The organism is Sporosarcina sp. E16_8 (assembly GCF_017347095.1).
Taxonomy (GTDB): domain Bacteria; phylum Bacillota; class Bacilli; order Bacillales_A; family Planococcaceae; genus Sporosarcina.
On sequence record NZ_JADPRZ010000014.1, the window covers coordinates 15391 to 32968 of the forward strand.

At 40.5% G+C, this 17578-nt stretch carries 15 protein-coding genes; 14 read left to right on the forward strand and 1 reads right to left on the reverse strand.

Annotation, left to right across the window (positions count from 1 at the left end; all coding sequences use genetic code 11):
• The first annotated feature begins 57 nt into the window (after positions 1 to 57).
• The 7 genes from I2484_RS10875 to I2484_RS10905 all read left to right on the forward strand — a co-directional run bounded on the left by I2484_RS10875 (position 58) and on the right by I2484_RS10905 (position 8545).
• Positions 58 to 999 carry an ABC transporter permease gene (locus tag I2484_RS10875; RefSeq protein ID WP_186671493.1) on the forward strand — a complete coding sequence of 314 codons (942 nt, stop codon included), beginning with the start codon at positions 58 to 60 and terminating at the stop codon, positions 997 to 999.
• Between the two features lie 20 nt (positions 1000 to 1019).
• Positions 1020 to 1895 (forward strand): carbohydrate ABC transporter permease, encoded by an 876-nt coding sequence (locus tag I2484_RS10880; RefSeq protein ID WP_207151048.1) that lies wholly within the window; start codon positions 1020 to 1022, stop codon positions 1893 to 1895.
• A 17-nt stretch (positions 1896 to 1912) separates the two neighbouring features.
• The gene (locus tag I2484_RS10885) at positions 1913 to 3517 is read left to right on the forward strand and encodes an extracellular solute-binding protein (RefSeq protein WP_207151049.1); all 1605 of its coding nucleotides are present in this window, start codon (positions 1913 to 1915) and stop codon (positions 3515 to 3517) included.
• Between the two features lie 18 nt (positions 3518 to 3535).
• Entirely contained in the window at positions 3536 to 4990 is a 1455-nt protein-coding gene (locus I2484_RS10890; protein ID WP_207151050.1) for a GH32 C-terminal domain-containing protein, read from the forward strand.
• A 24-nt stretch (positions 4991 to 5014) separates the two neighbouring features.
• Positions 5015 to 5881 (forward strand): ROK family protein, encoded by an 867-nt coding sequence (locus I2484_RS10895; RefSeq protein WP_207151051.1) that lies wholly within the window; start codon positions 5015 to 5017, stop codon positions 5879 to 5881.
• 191 nt (positions 5882 to 6072) lie between these two features.
• Positions 6073 to 7926 carry a GH32 C-terminal domain-containing protein gene (locus I2484_RS10900; protein WP_207151052.1) on the forward strand — a complete coding sequence of 618 codons (1854 nt, stop codon included), beginning with the start codon at positions 6073 to 6075 and terminating at the stop codon, positions 7924 to 7926.
• A gap of 40 nt (positions 7927 to 7966) precedes the next feature.
• The gene (locus tag I2484_RS10905; RefSeq protein ID WP_207151053.1) at positions 7967 to 8545 is read left to right on the forward strand and encodes a maltose acetyltransferase domain-containing protein; all 579 of its coding nucleotides are present in this window, start codon (positions 7967 to 7969) and stop codon (positions 8543 to 8545) included.
• Between the two features lie 527 nt (positions 8546 to 9072).
• Here the strand turns inward: I2484_RS10905 and I2484_RS10910 are convergent.
• Positions 9073 to 9702: a hypothetical protein gene (locus I2484_RS10910; RefSeq protein WP_207151054.1), complete on the reverse strand. Its 630-nt coding sequence runs from the start codon at positions 9700 to 9702 to the stop codon at positions 9073 to 9075.
• A 260-nt stretch (positions 9703 to 9962) separates the two neighbouring features.
• On the opposite strand from I2484_RS10910, the gene I2484_RS10915 reads away from it, so the two are divergent.
• From I2484_RS10915 to I2484_RS10945, 7 genes are all read left to right on the forward strand, one after another.
• Positions 9963 to 11717: a sensor histidine kinase gene (locus tag I2484_RS10915; RefSeq protein WP_255551316.1), complete on the forward strand. Its 1755-nt coding sequence runs from the start codon at positions 9963 to 9965 to the stop codon at positions 11715 to 11717.
• Positions 11714 to 12448, forward strand: coding sequence for a LytTR family transcriptional regulator DNA-binding domain-containing protein (locus tag I2484_RS10920; protein WP_207151055.1), 735 nt, complete (start codon positions 11714 to 11716; stop codon positions 12446 to 12448). Before I2484_RS10915 ends, I2484_RS10920 begins: the two co-directional genes overlap by 4 nt.
• A 142-nt stretch (positions 12449 to 12590) precedes the next feature.
• Positions 12591 to 14057 (forward strand): carbon starvation CstA family protein, encoded by a 1467-nt coding sequence (locus tag I2484_RS10925; protein WP_207151056.1) that lies wholly within the window; start codon positions 12591 to 12593, stop codon positions 14055 to 14057.
• A 175-nt stretch (positions 14058 to 14232) separates the two neighbouring features.
• A complete protein-coding gene (locus I2484_RS10930; RefSeq protein ID WP_207151057.1) occupies positions 14233 to 14652 on the forward strand; it encodes a GyrI-like domain-containing protein in 420 nt (139 codons plus the stop codon).
• 146 nt (positions 14653 to 14798) lie between these two features.
• Positions 14799 to 15605, forward strand: a complete 807-nt coding sequence (locus I2484_RS10935; RefSeq protein WP_207151058.1) for a hypothetical protein — start codon at positions 14799 to 14801, stop codon at positions 15603 to 15605.
• A gap of 74 nt (positions 15606 to 15679) precedes the next feature.
• The gene (locus I2484_RS10940; RefSeq protein ID WP_207151059.1) at positions 15680 to 16405 is read left to right on the forward strand and encodes a MerR family transcriptional regulator; all 726 of its coding nucleotides are present in this window, start codon (positions 15680 to 15682) and stop codon (positions 16403 to 16405) included.
• Positions 16406 to 16950: 545 nt separating this feature from the next.
• Positions 16951 to 17547, forward strand: a complete 597-nt coding sequence (locus tag I2484_RS10945) for a hypothetical protein (RefSeq protein WP_255551318.1) — start codon at positions 16951 to 16953, stop codon at positions 17545 to 17547.
• The last annotated feature ends 31 nt before the right edge of the window (positions 17548 to 17578 follow it).

Below are 17578 nucleotides of genomic sequence, written 5' to 3' on the forward strand. Positions count from 1 at the left end.
TACTTGACATATTATTAACTTATAAATTAGAAAACATTTAAGGGGGCTATATAAAAAATGACTACTGATTCAAAAACAAACGTATTCCATAAGAAAAAAAGTTTGTTCCAGTACATGAAACAAAATTACATGCTGTATTTATTTTTAGCCCCGGCGATTATTTTGACAATTATCTTTAAGTATATTCCGATGTATGGATCTATTATTGCCTTTAAGGATTTCAGTCCTATGAAAGGTATATGGGCAAGTGATTGGGTAGGGTTGGAGCATTTTACAAAGTTTTTAACTTCTCCTAATTTTGGAGACATTTTTATGAATACGCTTAAACTAAGTGTTTACGGCCTAGTGTTAGGGTTTCCGGTACCTATTATTCTGGCATTAATGTTAAATCAGGTGAAACGAGCATCCATAAAGAAGAATATTCAATTAATACTGTATGCACCGAATTTTATCTCGGTTGTTGTCATTACAGGAATGCTGTTTATCTTCTTATCACCAACGGGACCCATTAATACGATTTTATCGTTTTTCATGGACAATCCAATTTCATTCATGTCTGACCCAGATGCATTTGTATCCATCTATATTCTTTCGGGTATTTGGCAGGGGGCAGGCTGGGCTTCTATCATTTATGTGGCAGCGCTTTCTAATGTCGATCCTCAGCTACATGATGCAGCAACCATTGACGGAGCATCATTGTTGCAAAGAGTAAAGCATATCGATCTTCCGACATTAAAACCTATGATGGCTGTTCTATTTATCCTTTCGGCAGGTGGAATCATGGGCATTGGATTTGAAAAAGCCTATTTGATGCAAACCGCAATGAATATTCCAACGTCTGAAATTATTGCAACCTATGTCTACAAAGTGGGGCTACAAGCCGGAGACTATGCGTATTCATCGGCAGTTGGATTATTTAACTCCATTATCAATGTGATTTTACTAGTTTTTGTGAACTACGTAGTTAAAAAACTTAATGAAGGTGAAGGTCTTTATTAAAAGGGGGACAAGGTAGGGATATGAATTATTCGAAAAAAGATCGATTTCTGCTCATGATAAATAAGTATGTCCTTATTATTGCGACGTTGATAATTCTGTTGCCATTGCTCTATGTGTTGTTAGCCTCGTTTTTAGAACCTAACGTCTTACTAAGTAAAGGTATATCGTTCAATCCGGACGATTGGAGTGTGCAAGGCTATGTGAAGATTTTGCAAAACGAAGCGATTATTAGAGGATTTTTTTACTCGATTCTGTACTCAGTTGGATTTGCTTTGGCGACAGTTATTGTTTCCATACTAGCTGCTTATCCATTATCGGTTGAGGGTTTTAGAGGAACGAAAGTCATTATGATCTTCTTCCTCATCACGATGTTTTTCAGTGGTGGTTTAATCCCAACGTATTTAGTGGTCAAGGATCTAGGGATGTTAAATAGCATATGGGCTATTATTTTGCCAGGTGCGATTAGTGTCTGGAATATTATTTTAGCTAGAACGTATTTCAGAGCCATTCCTAAGGAACTCCAAGAAGCGGCAAAAATCGATGGGGCATCTGATTTACTTATATTCTTCAAAATTATTTTACCGCTATCTAAACCAATTATTTTTGTTCTAGCATTATATGCTTTTGTAGGGCAATGGAATTCTTATTTTGACGCCATGATTTACTTAGAGGATGCTAAATTGCATCCATTGCAGTTGGTATTACGTTCGATTCTTATTCAAAATGAAGTTCAGCCTGGCATGATTGGTGATCAACTTGCCATGGCAGAGTTGAAAAAGATGTCGGAAATGATTAAATACTCGTCTATTATTCTTTCTAGTTTACCTCTAATCATTATGTATCCATTCTTCCAAAAGTATTTTGAAAAAGGCGTTATGGTAGGCTCAATAAAATAAAAAATGGGGGTTTTAGTATGGGGAAAGGCAATAAAGCACTAGTAGCTTTAATCATTACGGGACTATTATTTGCGGGATGTAGTAAGGGGAGCGGCACATCATCTGAAGATTATGAGCTGAAAGATGTCACATTTCCATTGGAAGAAGCGGTGTCTTTAAAGTTCATGACGCAGAGCTCGCCTTTAGCACCTACAGATCCAAATGAAAAGTTAATTTACAAACGATTGGCGGAAGAAACGGGTGTCAATATTGAATGGAAAAACTATACGAGTGATTCGTTTGTTGAAAAGAGAAACTTGACAGTTGCGAGTGGCGATTTACCAGATGCTATTTTAGATGCCGGCTACAATGATTATGATCTTCAAAAGTTAGGGAAAGATGGCACGATTATTGCTGTGGAAGATCTCATCGACCAGTACATGCCTAACTTTAAAAAAGTATTGGAGGAAAAACCAGAGTACAAATCCATGATTACAGCAACAGACGGCCATATTTATGCTTTTCCATGGATTGAGGAATTGGGTGCAGGGAAAGAAAGTATTCACTCCATTGATACATTCCCATGGATTAACGTGGAGTGGCTGAACAATTTAGGATTGGATATGCCAACCAATGCAGAAGAGCTAAAAGAAGTGTTACTGGCTTTCAAAAATGATGATCCGAACGGCAATGGTCAAGCCGATGAAATCCCACTTTCTTTCATCATTAACCATGGAGGGGAAGACCTTGCGTTTTTATTCAATCCATTTGGTTTGGGCGATAACTGGGATCATACGGTCGTTTCCAATGACGGTAAAGTCGTTTTTACAGCAGCTGACGAAGGCTATCGCGATGCAATGATGTACTTTGCTGACTTATATAAAAACAACCTCATTGATGAAGAAGCTTTTGAACAAGACTTCAATACGTATTTGGCCAAAGGAAAAGACCTGAAATATGGATTATATTTCACATGGGACAAAGCCAATATTACTGGCGACAATGATCAGTATGAACTAATGCCACCACTTGCTGATGCGACAGGAAATGTCCATGTTGCACGTACAAATGGTATGGGCTTTGACAGAGGGAAAATGGTCATTACAAGTACTAATAAAAACTTGGAGTTAACGGCCAAATGGATTGACCAACTTTATGATCCGGTGCAATCTGTGCAAAATAACTGGGGAACTTATGGCGATACAGAGCAACAAAATATCTTTGAGTTTGACGAAAGTGCCAATATGCTAAAACATCTTGCATTGGAAGGAACGGCACCTGTTGAGCTAAGACAAAAAACAAATATAGGCGGACCATTAGTAATTCTGGATGAATACTATGGAACAGTTACGACAAAGCCGGATGATGCTGTGGGGAGACTAAATTTGATGAAAGAAGTAATGGTACCACATATGAATGCCGACAATATATATCCAAAAGTATTTTTCTCTCTTGATGAGTTAAAAGAGCTATCGACGATCGAAGCAGATTTATTCGCTTATGTTCACAGAAAGCGAGCAGAGTGGATTAAAACTGGGAAATCCGAAGAAGAGTGGGAAGAATATTTAGCAGAGCTAGATCGATTGAAATATCCTACGTGGCTACAAATTAAACAAGACGGTTATGACCGGAATTCAAACTAATAGAGGAGGAAATAGTGAGTGACCACATATAATCTTGAGAAGTATAGACCGACCTTACACTTTGCACCACAGAAAAATTGGATGAATGATCCGAACGGAATGGTATATTTTAAAGGTGAATATCATCTGTTCTTTCAGTACAATCCAGATGACAGCATATGGGGTCCCATGCATTGGGGCCATGCTGTCAGTCAGGATATGATTGACTGGCAGGAGTTGCCGATTGCCCTCTACCCAGATGAATTAGGGACAATTTTTTCAGGAAGTGCTGTAGTAGATTGGCAGAATACATCAGGTTTTTTCCCGGTTGAGCCAGGAATTGTAGCGATTTTTACGCATCATTTGGATAAGGCAGATGGAACGCCGGCTATTCAAACCCAAAGTCTTGCCTTTAGTCATGACCAAGGCCGAACATGGACAAAGTACGAAGGGAATCCTGTACTTCAACACCCGACAAAAGTAGATTTTAGGGATCCGAAAGTGTTTTGGCATACTGAAACGGCCAAATGGTTGATGACGTTAGCGACAGGACAAACGGTAACATTTTACTCTTCACCGAACTTAATAGATTGGCGATTTGAGAGCGAGTTTGGAGATAATATTGGTTCTCATGATGGCGTTTGGGAATGTCCTGATCTATTTGAATTAGGTGTGGACAATAGTGAAGAGAAGAAGTGGGTGCTATTGGTCAGTATTGGGGACAGCCCTCAATTTGAGAGTGGCTCAAGAACGCAATACTTTGTAGGTTCTTTTGATGGCTCTACTTTTACAGCTGATAACCAAGAGATTCAGTGGCTGGATTTTGGCAAAGATAATTATGCAGGTGTTAGTTTTTCGGATATACCTAATGAAGATGGTCGAAGAATTTATCTGGGCTGGATGAGTAATTGGCGCTATGCCAACCAAGTACCGACTGAGGGTTGGAGAAGTCAGATGACGTTGCCGAGAACACTAGCGTTACAACATTTTGGAGATCAACTACTGGTCGTTCAAAATCCTGTTAAGGAACTAGATTCATACTTTACAAAAGTTGTTGAAATTGAAGATGTGTTAATCAACAGCGAAGAGACGAAAACATTTGCGGTGGATAGGCCGAGTGTGGAGATTGTTTTAGAGATTGATAATCATGACGCGAAGCAGTTCGGTATCGTGTTATCCCATACGGAAAGCCAAAAAACATTACTAACAATAGATTCAGAGACAAATCATATCACGTTGGATAGAAAGAATTCGGGAGAAATTACATTCTCGAAAAACTTTTCGAATCTCCAAGAATTGAACCTACAAGTTACAAGTAAGATGAAATTGCGAATTATTGTAGATTCATCGTCTATCGAAATATTCGTGAATGAGGGTGCTTATGCTGTAACGAGCTTGATTTATCCGGATAAGGTCTGTGAAGAGATTGTCCTTTTTGCATCAGGTGGAGCTATCCAGTTAACAAATAGTTATATTTCAGCAAGTCACTCATGATATGTATGGAGAGGAGAATGTGTCTTGCTAGGCGCAATTGAAGCAGGTGGAACAAAGTTTATCTGTGCTGTGGGGGATATGGATTTTAATGTGATTGAGCTAATTGAAATTCCAACGACAACGCCTGCTGAGACTATGGTGAAAGTTCAGGAATTCTTTCAACAATTTGAGATTCAAGCATTAGGAGTGGGCACTTTTGGTCCGGCTGATATTAACACGAACTCTGCAAGTTATGGTTGTATTACAACGACGCCTAAAGTAAAATGGCAACATTTTAATATCCTGTCATCGTTAAAAGAATACTTGGATGTCCCGATGGTGTTCGATACGGATGTCAATATTGCCGCATTGGGAGAGGCGAAGTTTGGAGCCGCTCAGGATGTTGATAGCTGTATCTATATCACGATTGGGACTGGAATCGGCGTGGGCGCGGTGAATAATGGTAAGATGCTGCATGGAATTAGTCATCCTGAGATGGGGCATGTCACGGTCAGAAGGCATCCAGATGATCATTTCGAGGGCGATTGTCTATTTCACCGTGATTGTTTGGAGGGACTAGCCTCTGGACCAGCGATTGAAAAAAGATGGGACCAGAAAGCTGTGTTGCTTGAAGGTCGACCGGAAGTGTGGGAAATCGAAGGCTATTATATTGCTCAAGCGTTAATGACGTATATTCTAACGCTATCACCTGAAAGAATTATTCTAGGTGGTGGGGTCATGAGGCAAAGACAATTGTTGCCCGTTATCTACAAACATTTGCAGGCGATGAATAATCATTATTTGGCTTTCCCACAGCTGGAGGACCAGATAGCTGATTATATTGTAACACCTGGCATTGAAGGACTTTCAGCGATTAAAGGTGCATTTTATTTGGCGAAGGGTGAGTTGTAATGGGGGTCTCCTTTGAACTCGCTTTGGCGAGAGGCACCCCCTAGCACTGTAGCATATTCAATGGCATTCTTTATTTCAACCTATCAAGAATCAAGATTCAAGATCAAATCAATTGTTTTTTTATGCAATTGGTTTGGTCTTGAATTTTTATTGAAAGCGCTTATATTAGGGAGAGTGAAGATGATTTGAAAATGAAAAGACTTATTTTGTCGATGATAGGGATGTTTATTTTTCTAGTCGGGTGCAGTGAAGTTGAACCAGATATAAAGGGGGATAAAGATTTGAAGGCAGTGGGTCTTAGTAAGAAGCAGGCAGCGAATGCTGATTATTATACGGAAAAGTATCGGCCACAGTATCATTTTTCAACGCCGTCAGGGAATTTAGCAGATCCAAATGGACTTATTTATTTTGAAGGAGAATATCATTTATTTCATCAAAAGAATGGTAACTGGGCGCATGCCATTAGTACAGATATGCTCAATTGGGAACACTTTCCCGTCGCATTGGAGCATGATTTACTTGGGCAAGCCTTATCTGGTAGTACGGTTGTGGACTGGAATGATTCCAGCGGATTGTTTGATGGGAAGGCAGGTTTAGTTGCCTTTTATACGAGTACTGAGGGCGGAGAAGCACAGGGGATGGCCTATAGTAAGGACAAAGGGAGAACATGGGAGCGGTATAAAGGCAATCCGATTATTGAAAATCCCGGTATAAAAGACTTCCGCGATCCAAAAGTATTTTGGCATGAGGATACAAATAAGTGGGTAATGGTGATTTCTACGAATCAGAGTGTCACGTTCTACAATTCTGTTAATCTGATTGATTGGACGTTTCAGAGTCAATTCGGAGATGATGAAGGTTCGCATGTCGCTGTGTGGGAGTGTCCGGAATTATTCCAGCTACCTGTAAACGGGGATAAGGGGAATCAGAAGTGGGTTCTTCATGTTAGTGTCGGGGATAATGATGCAACGAATGGTTCAACGGCTCAATACTTCATTGGAGAATTTGATGGAATGACGTTTGTAAACGACAATCCCCCAGAAACAGTACTAACCACTGATTTTGGACAAGATTTTTATGCGGCACAGTCATTTTCTGATATACCTGATGAGGATGGTCGAAGGATCTGGCTTGGCTGGATGGCGAATTGGCGCTATCCATACCAATCTCCAACAGATCCATGGATGGGCTCCATGTCTATTCCGCGTGAGTTATCACTTCGGACAATCGAAGATGGTAGTATTCGGCTTTTCCAAGGACCTATTAAAGAAATAGAGAGCTTACGGGCAGGGGCTCATCATGTGGAGGCATTCCAATTAGAAGGCGACCATCCGATTGATACATTTATGAGTACAACATTTGAATTTGAAATGATTGTTGAGTGGGATGATGTAGAAGAGTTCGGCATTCGTCTCCGACAATCCGAGGAGGAAGAAACTGTATTTGGCGTCGATACAGCGACGAATAAAATATTTTTGGATCGTTCAAATGCAGGGCTGAAACAATTAACGGATCGTAACGGAAATATGTTTCAGTTCGGCAATCGTCACGAAACAGAATATCCAATGGGGCGAAAACAGATTAAAATAAGAGGTCTTGTGGATGAATCTTCAATTGAGCTATTTGTCAATGAAGGTGAATTTACATTCACTAAATTGATCTATACAAAACCGACAAATAATGCAATTGAATTATATACAAAGGGTGGTAGTGTGGATGTCGTGCTATTGGACTTCTTTGAATTGCATTCGACATGGCGAGAACGTCCTCAAGCAGAAGAAATGACGGGGATTATAGTCAGTGAAGAATATATCACGTTAAAAGTTGGAGAAATGACGACTGTTAAGGCACAGGCGAAGCCGAATGGATATGTTTATGATGAAAGCTATACATGGGAAGTTGAACTGCCGAATCTAGTGGGAATCACAGAGCAGGATGATTCAACGATTTCTGTGAAGGCTTTGGAACCTGGTGTTACGAATATTACTATAAGTGATGCAAGTGGTAAGATTACTAAGGTGATGAAGGTAAGGGTTCATTCGTAAAAGTTCCTGCACTAATGTTTCATAGTACGAGGAGGGCACAATGAAAACAGAGAAAGAAAAAATGCTAGCTGGCGAATTGTATTGTCCCTCGGATCTTGAATTAACAAAAGAACGGGAAAACGCTCGTCGGTTAACGAGGTTATTTAATGAGACGTTGGAAAATAAACCTAGTGAACGGGCTAGATTACTAAAAGAGTTATTTGGTTCAACTGGCAAGGATCTTACTATTGAGCCAAGCTTACGCTGTGATTATGGTTCTAACATCCATGTCGGTGAAAATTTTTACGCCAATTTTGATTGTGTGTTTTTGGATGTATGTGAAATTAGGATTGGTGATAATTGTATGATTGCTCCAGGTGTACATATTTACACAGCTACTCATCCACTAGATCCAATGGAACGAATTGCGGGTTTGGAATATGGTAAGCCAGTCACAATTGGTGATAATGTATGGATTGGTGGCAAAGCTGTAATTAACCCTGGAATAACCATCGGAAATAATGTAGTGATTGCATCAGGCGCGATTGTGACCAAAGATGTATCGGATAATGTGGTTATAGGTGGAAACCCAGCGATAATTATTAAAGAGATTGATGTAGAGGGACGACTACCTATATAAGTTGACTTAATGATTCTATGTAATTTTCAGCGAAGGCGTCTACTGGGGTAGCCGGAGCAATAAGGCTGACAGTGATTTTCTGTTCGGCTTATTGTGGGAGGCATCCCCTAGCGCCAAGCGTTGTTGGTAGGATTCTTTATTACAATATATATTACAATGGATTATTAGGAAACAAGGATAAATTCATAATACGAAGAAAAAATCTGTCAGAGAAATGATTATTTCTCTGACAGATTTTAATTTGCACAATATATTCTGCTTGGCAGATAACGATGGGCGAACACAAGAATCCCGTAACTGTTAGTCCAAGATTTAAAAGAGGTTTATGTGTTGAACGTTGACCTTTAAATAATAAAGAACTTTAAAGCGTAAGTTTTACAGCTTTAAGATTTAAGCGTTGAGCTTTTATCATCATTATTTAGTAGATTAGATTGTAAGTTGGGTGTTGGTTTTACTTGTTTCCCAAAGAAATACCAACAAAAGAAGGGTCTTGTGGATATCGTTTTCGAATACTCATGCAAGGGCAGTTAAACTGTAACTTTTGTCAGTGCATTCGATTCTGAAAGCACTGCGTCTACTTCTGCTTTGAAGTGTGTGATTTTTTCATCTAATGTTTCGATTCGTGTATTGATTTTGAGTGGATCGATTAAAATATATTCGTTGCGTTCCATGAATGCTTTTGTATGTAGCTCAACTTCTTCTTTTTTCGCGTTTTCTTTGCTTCCTAAAATAGCTGTTAAGTACTCTTCTAGGCGTTTCGGCAGGGACTCATTTTCTTTTGTGAGCTTGTTGATGGCTATTCTCCGGGCCTCAATCATGGAGACCAGCAACTTTTCTTCATTTTCAATAGAGGTTTTACGCTCGATTGCTTTGGCAATAGTCATAGTTTCACCAGCGACGCTTACTTCTGTCATAGCGTTCGATTGCACGATTGCATCTTTAATGTGAATGCGTCGTTCGATTAATGAAACGACTTTATCAAAACCTGATTGGATTGTTTTTTCGTAGTCTTCGATGGAAAGACCTTTAACTTTTTGAGCAGATTTACGGTCTGTTGCCACATGATCTGCCTCTTTAATAGCTTTCGTAATGCGCTCGTTTAAGGTTTTTAATTCTGATAAAGCGCGATGGATCGACATTGTTTGCATAGTTGTCATTTAATCATCCTCCATAATGGCTTTGTTCATGAAAGTATACCATATATAACCAATCTGTACGGCGAAGAAGTTGATATATGACAATGGTAGAAGTGTTGACGTTGGCAGTTGTGGACAAGGATAGTGAAATTTTCCTCAGTATTTACAAGGTAACCGTGTCGCTTTTGTATTCATAAACACACTGCTTTCTATTAATAACTGAAAATAAAGATATGTATACAAGCAAGTTTACAGTATAATTTAGCCAATGTGCTTTTTAAATGGAGGGGATTTCGCTGTTAGACTTGCTTGTCATAATGTTGGAAAGAGTGGGCATGATCGTAGCAGTCGCCTTCATTCTAACCCGTTTTCAGTTCTTTAAAAATTTGGTCCATCATGATAAATTGAATCGCAAGCAGGAGCTTACGGCGATTTTGTTCTTTGGGTTTTTCGGTATTGTGGGTACGTATTTTGGGGTTGCGCTTAATATGAATACACTGCATTTTAATAGTGTCGCAACAGTATTGACGTCGGATGAGGCTATTGCGAACTCGCGTGTTATTGGAGTGGTTGTTGCGGGTTTGTTAGGGGGCTACCGTGTGGGCATTGGTGCGGGACTGATTGCCGGTATTCATCGCATGACATTGGGTGGATTTACAGCAATCTCTTGCGGTCTGTCAACAATCGTTGCAGGCATTGTCGCCGGCGCTTTTTATAGGAAAGGGAAAGCACTTAAACCAGTAACTGTGTTTGGCATTGGAGCACTTGCAGAAGCCATGCAGATGAGTATGATTCTGTTAATTTCCAAACCAGTTGAGAAAGCGTTCACTTTAGTTGAGGTAATCGGTGTGCCGATGATTCTGGCCAATGGTGTCGGTACGGCCCTTTTTCTGTTAATTGTCCATAATGTTATCAGTGAACAGGAGAAAGTGACGGCATTGCAGGCGCAGAAAACGTTGCGCATTGCGAACCAGACACTCGGTTACTTGCGAACGGGCATGAACGCCGACACGGCGCAAGCTGTCTGCACGATTTTATTCCGTGAATTACAACCCAGTGCGGTCGCCATGACGAATAAAACGGATATCCTTGCCCATGTTGGAGTAGCTAGTGATCACCACAAGGTAGGAAGCCCGATTCGTACGGATGAAACGAGAGATGTCATCCATCATGGCGGGTTGGTCGTTGTCAATGATGGTACTATCCACTGTGATTATCCAGGCTGTCGATTAGGGGCGGCCGTAATTGCCCCACTCATAAGGCGTGGGGAAACGATTGGGACGCTAAAACTGTATTATCCATCTGAAAAAGTAATTACGGATGTCAGCATCGAACTGATTGCTGGACTGAGTTCACTATTAAGTAACCAATTAGAAATCGCGGAAACCGATCGTGCGTATCAGTTGGCAAAAGAAGCGGAAATCAAAGCATTGCAGGCACAAATTAGCCCTCACTTTTTATTTAATTCCATGAACATTATTGTGTCCTTGATTCGCACGGATCCCGATCAGGCGAGGAAGTTATTGACGTCCCTGTCCTACTTCTTGCGGCAGAATGTAACAGGTACAACGGCATCTCAAATATCTTTGGAACAAGAACTGTCGCATGTAAAAGCATATTTGGAAATTATAGAAGCAAGATTTGTAGATAGACTGACCATTTTGTATGACGTGGATGACAATCTTTTGGCTGAAAAGATTCCGCCTTTCACATTGCAGCCGATTGTTGAGAATGCCATTCACCACGGCATTAATGATATGGTGAAAAACAGTATCATTAAAATGACTGTGCATGATGTAGGTACAGAAATCGAAATCAGAGTGGAAGACAATGGAAAAGGGATTACTCCTGAACGGATTGCCATTTTGGGCTTGACCCAGATTGAGTCTGAAAGCGGAACCGGAGTGGGGTTATTCAACGTTAATCGCCGCTTAATGATGACGTTTGGTGACCAAGCCGCATTATCAATCAAAAGCGAACGGAATGAAGGAACAATTATTTCATTTCGTATCCCCAAATTGGAGGTAGGCGTGTGATGCGAACAATCCGTACCTTAATCGTAGATGACGAACGATATGCTCGTGAAGAATTAACGTATTTACTCAGTAAATTTCCTGATGTTCAAGTGGTAGGTGAGGCAGAAAGTGGAGAGTCCGCCATTTTGAAAACAGTACAGTTACTGCCAGACGTCGTTTTTATGGATGTGGAGATGCCTAAAATGAATGGCGTTGAGGTCGCTAAAGTACTGGTAGAATTTAAAAAAGTCCCGCTCATTATTTTTGCAACCGCCTATCCTCAATTTGCAGTGGAAGCGTTTCGAATTAATGCCATTGATTATTTATTAAAACCGTATGATGAGGAGCAATTAAAACAGACGATTGCAAGAATCGATAAAGTCATCTACCCAAAAGAAAAAGTGGATGCAACAAGTAATCTCGGTAAATTGGCAGTTGGAAAGGAAGGTGAAATTGACTACATTCACATTCAAGATATTTTATATATGTACCGTGATGAGAAAGTGACAAAAATCATTACTCAGAAGTGTGACTATGAAATACGGACTTCGTTGAAAGAATTGGAAAGCCGTTTAGTATCGTTTTCATTTTTCCGGATACATAAGAGCTATCTCGTTAACTTGAAGTATGTTAGTCGGTTAACACCATGGTTTAATGGGGCCTATCAACTGGAGTTAGAAGGTAGGGATGATAAGTTGTCTGTCAGCCGTAACTACGTGAAAGATCTTCGGCAACGATTGGAAATGTGGTAAATGAAAAGAGTTAGAGCATGTTAATCTACTACTTTTACATCTTGGGCTAGATTTAAAGCATGTTAGGTTAAAATGATCATATTAACAGAAAACTTCACCTACAATGAATGAAAGCGATACCATTCAAAAAGGGGGAGTTTTCATGTATACGTTTATATTTGGGATAGTGCTGTTGGTAGTTGGTTATTTTACATATGGTAAATTTGTTGAGAAAGTTTTCGGGGTGAAAGAGGAACGTCAGACACCAGCCTTTGCAAACCAGGATGGTGTTGACTATGTTCCGATGAATACTAAGAAGAACTCGCTGATTCAACTGTTGAATATTGCGGGCGTAGGTCCAATATTTGGCCCTATCATGGGAGCCTTATATGGTCCTGTTGCCTTCATTTGGATTGTGTTCGGTGCCATTTTCGCTGGAGCTGTCCATGACTATTTAACGGGAATGATTTCAATACGAAATAAGGGAGCTCATCTACCGGAACTTGCAGGTAAGTTCTTAGGGAAGTTTATGAAGCATATCGTCAATGCGTTCGCTATCCTACTCCTTCTCCTAGTCGGAACGGTGTTCGTATCCGCACCAGCAGGTTTGCTTTATAATCTGATGAATGGCTGGATGGGAATGGGTTATATCATCGCAGCAATCTTCATCTATTACATTTTGGCTACACTTTTACCAATTGACAAGATTATTGGTCGTGTCTATCCAATCTTTGGTTTGTTGTTAATCATTAGTGCACTGGGCGTTGGTGGAGGTCTACTACTAACCGGAGCAGCAATCCCAGAAATAACATTGGCAAATCTTCATCCTGATAATCTACCCATATTCCCATTACTATTCTTAACTATTTCTTGTGGAGCCTTGTCTGGATTCCACGCAACGCAAACACCCATTATTTCACGAACGACTCAGAATGAAAAACAAGGACGCAAGATCTTTTACGGCATGATGATTGCAGAAGGAATCGTGGCAATGATTTGGGCTGCTGCGGGAATGTCACTATTCAATGGACCAATTGGTCTAAACGAACTTTTGGCTGCAGGTGGACCGGCTATGATTGTCAGCGAGGCTTCCGTATTAATACTTGGTGCAATCGGCGGAACACTTGCTATACTAGGCGTTATCATTCTACCAATTACTTCTGGTGATACAGCATTCCGAAGTGCTCGCATGATCATTGCAGATTACTTCAAATTACCTCAGTTGAAAATAATGAGCCGCGTATGGATTGCACTTCCACTGTTTGTAATTTCATTTGCATTAACAAAGATTGACTTTATTATCTTATGGCGCTATTTCTCATGGGCAAATCAATCAACCGCAGTTATTGCACTCTTCGTGGCGGCGATGTATCTATTCATCGCAAAGAAAAATTACTGGATTGCTTTAATTCCGGGCGTGTTCATGCTTATGGCGACGACGACTTACATTTTGAATGCTCAAATAGGTTTCCGTTTACCAATGGATGCCGCATTGATTGGGGCTACTGTCATTTCAATTATCTTGGTTCTAGTGTTCTTCAATGCGGCAGGCAAAGCCCGTGCGCAACAAATACCACTCGACTCGTATGCACCGGACTGGGATGAAACAACTAAACCCGTCATTCCGTAATATACGGAATCGAATAGTGAATAGGCGACTTGACGAGCGAAAATTGCTCATCAAGTCGCTTTTTAGTATAGTAGGGTGGAATTGAGAGCAATGAGCCTTTTCATCAAAATAGTTTACTACTAAATGACTCAAGACTACCGGGTAGGGTATTAGTGGAATAAAGGAGGAGATTCATATGGAAACACGCATTGTAGAAGTTGAGGAGTTCAAAGTAAAAGGGGTGGGAATGATAGGCCCGCTGTCAGAAATTCCGGGTAAATGGGATGTGCTGAATAAGGAACTTGCCGAGAAAGGCATTGTTACGGAAGAATCATTTGGGCTTTGCCTGGCGATGAAGGACGGGGAGATTCATTACATCGCGGGCATCAAATCGAATCTTGCTGAAGGGTTGGAGAATATAGAAGAGGCTGTCGTGCCAGCTGGCAAGTTCATAGTTGCTAAGGTACAAGGTGGAGTCCACGCGATACAAACGGCGTTTACTGTACTTATGGAAACGGATGGTATTCAACTGCGTAACTGTTTTAGTTTTGAAAGGTACATTCATCCTAAAGGTTCGGACGGGTTTGAAATTGAAGTTTGGTTAGCGATTGAGTGATAGTGAAGAAGGAACTTATAGTGTGTGATGAAGAGATTTCGGTTCAGTCCGGGGATCTCTTTTTTACTTTACGCCAGTTTAGACAGTGGTTGACAATTGGGAACCTAACCCATCATCATAAATGGAGGGGATGGTGAGGAAGCAAATTGATAGAAATCTATAGGAAGACATGGATTTCCGGTTTTGTCATCGGGATAGGGTTCGCAGTATTTTGCATTATATTTTATTTCATTGGTTATTCAAGTTTCATGGAAAATGGAGATGTGCTAGTTATTAACGGTTCGATTGCGTTATTTTCAATTGGGACAGGATTTCGATTCAAAAATGTGCATAGAAAATTAGTTAATGAAAAAATCGACATGCCAGTGCGCACGTTGGACTTAGGAGATCTAGACGAATTGATTCTCAAACGAATTCCTTCTCTTTTGTTCAAAATGTATAATGTCGATTCAGATGGCAATCCACTGTTTGTCATTGAACCATCCAAAGGGCGGTTGTCGAGATGGCTAACATTTTTCGAACTATTTGAGAAGGGATTTATCATTCCGGTGCACTACGGCATCTTAGATATAAACGGACAACCGCTAGCGACAATCACGATCCGAAGTAATATAAAGCGTGACGAACTTACATTAAAGGAACCGGATGGTACAGTAATTGCCTCCTACGTACAGCAACATTGGAAAGCAAAACTCAAAAATCAAGGTGTTTTGTATCATGCGGATGGTTCGGTTTGGCGGGAGCTTAAAGCGAAAGCAATTGCGGGCGACATCGATGTAAAAGACGGTGAGGGACGTATGGCGGCCAGATACCGTTTTGGTATTTTTCCATATGCAATGAGACCGGTTTTCCAAAGCACTGCCCATCATGAACATGTCCAGTTCGGAACACATATTTCTTCCGATGAAAAGCTGGCGTATATAATGGTGTTTTTCTTATGGCTCAAAGGATAAAATAATCTCCTTTTGGGTGTTGACTCTCACGTAACGTCATACTTTATAGTTAGTTTTGAGGGGGGCGAGAAGCGATGAAAGTGAAAGAAGTATCGCAGTTGACTGGTGTAAGTGTGCGCACACTTCATCATTATGATGACATCGGTTTATTAACGCCGGATCGTACGACGCAAGCAGGGTACCGGCTTTATTCGGACGATAATTTGGCGACGTTGCAGCAAATATTGTTCTTTCGCGAACTCGGTTTCTCTTTAAAGAAAATCAAGGAACTGCTTACGAGTCCCGCGTTTAGTCGTCAGGAAGCTTTTGAAATGCAACGTAAAATGCTCCTTGAGAAGCGAAAGCAGCTTGATAGTATGATCAACACGATTGAGAAGACAATTCAACATGGAAGAGGGGAATTAGTAATGACGAATGAAGAGAAATTTAAAGGGTTCGATTTTGGTGAGAATCCATATGAACAAGAGGCTAGAGAACGTTGGGGCGACAATGCGGTGGATGAATCAAATAAGAAGGCGATACAGTTTGGGCCAGAACTAGGGGAGGAGATGAACAGGATTTATTTTAGCTTGGCAGGAGTACGTCATATGGAGCCATCTTCTGATGAAGCGCAGGCTAGAATTGGCGAATGGTTTACATTTTTGAATAAGATGGGGAGTTATTCTTTGGAAGCATTTGCGGGACTAGGTGAAATGTATGTCGCTGATGAACGCTTTACGAAGAATATTGACCAGTTTGGTGAGGGACTTGCGCTATTTATGAGGGACGCTATGGCGGTTTATGTCAAAAAGGGAAAATAATACAGAGAGTCTAGGATATAACTTTGCATCTCGGTAGGTCTGTGTTAAAGTCATGTATAATGGCTTACGAGAAACGTATAGTAGAACAAGGTCTTTAAAATCGGGGCATCTGAACAAATGGGTGTCTATTATGGCTGTACTAATTTGCAGAGTGAACAAATTCGTTCGCTCTGTTTTTTTAATTCGAAATCCGAATCATCTCAGGTAAATGAAACCCCAGCTCCATATGAAACGTATAGTAAGTATAAAGAAAATTAGTTTATCCCGCATTAACGGGCAGTAAGATCCCCACTTCAAGTCATCAAGTACACGAGAAGAATAAGTGGGGGATCAACTGCCCGTAAAAGCCCGAATGGTTAAACTAACAATCAGAGGGGGATGAAAACCCCCCCTCTGATTGAAGATTAACTTTATCGACTGTCTTGAATACCCGTTACTATCTAGGTCCCGGGTCTTAGACAGTTTCCATCCACAGCCGGTTTAGTTAACCTATCGGAACGTACATAATGGATGTAACAGTAAGAGATCGCAAGGGGTTGATAGTCATGAAAAAAACAATATATATCGTGCTTACGGATACGGGGACGTTGCTGTCAAAAGCAATCGGGATGTATACGCGGAAAGATTTAAATCATACGTCAATCGCGTTTGATGAACAGCTGAACGAGATGTACAGTTTCGGTCGGAAGCAGCGGCATAATCCATTTGTAGGTGGCTTTGTGAAAGAAAGTGCTACAGAGGGGATATTCCGACAAGCAACATGTGAGGTTTATAGTTGTGAAGTGACAATGGAAGAATACACACGCATGCTTGATAAAATTCGCTTAATTGAACAAAATAAAGAACTTTATAAATATAATTTTATTGGTTTGTTTGGCGTGGCTCTGAATAAGGGAATTCAACGCAAGCATGCATTTTTCTGTTCACAATTTGTAGCAATGGTCGTAAATGAAGGCGGCTTACAAATGTTCACTATTTCTCCAAGTTTAGTACAGCCACATCATTTTTCACAATTGCCCTGTTTGGAGCCTGTTTTTGAAGGTGATTTACAGACGTACTTGGATCAGACCAGGGGCCAGCAAGAACGGCCACCTATCCGTATGAGTATGTGGAAAAGTTTAGCGTTCCGATTACTGGCCTAAATAAGTATTCTATTTATCATGAGAGCACTTC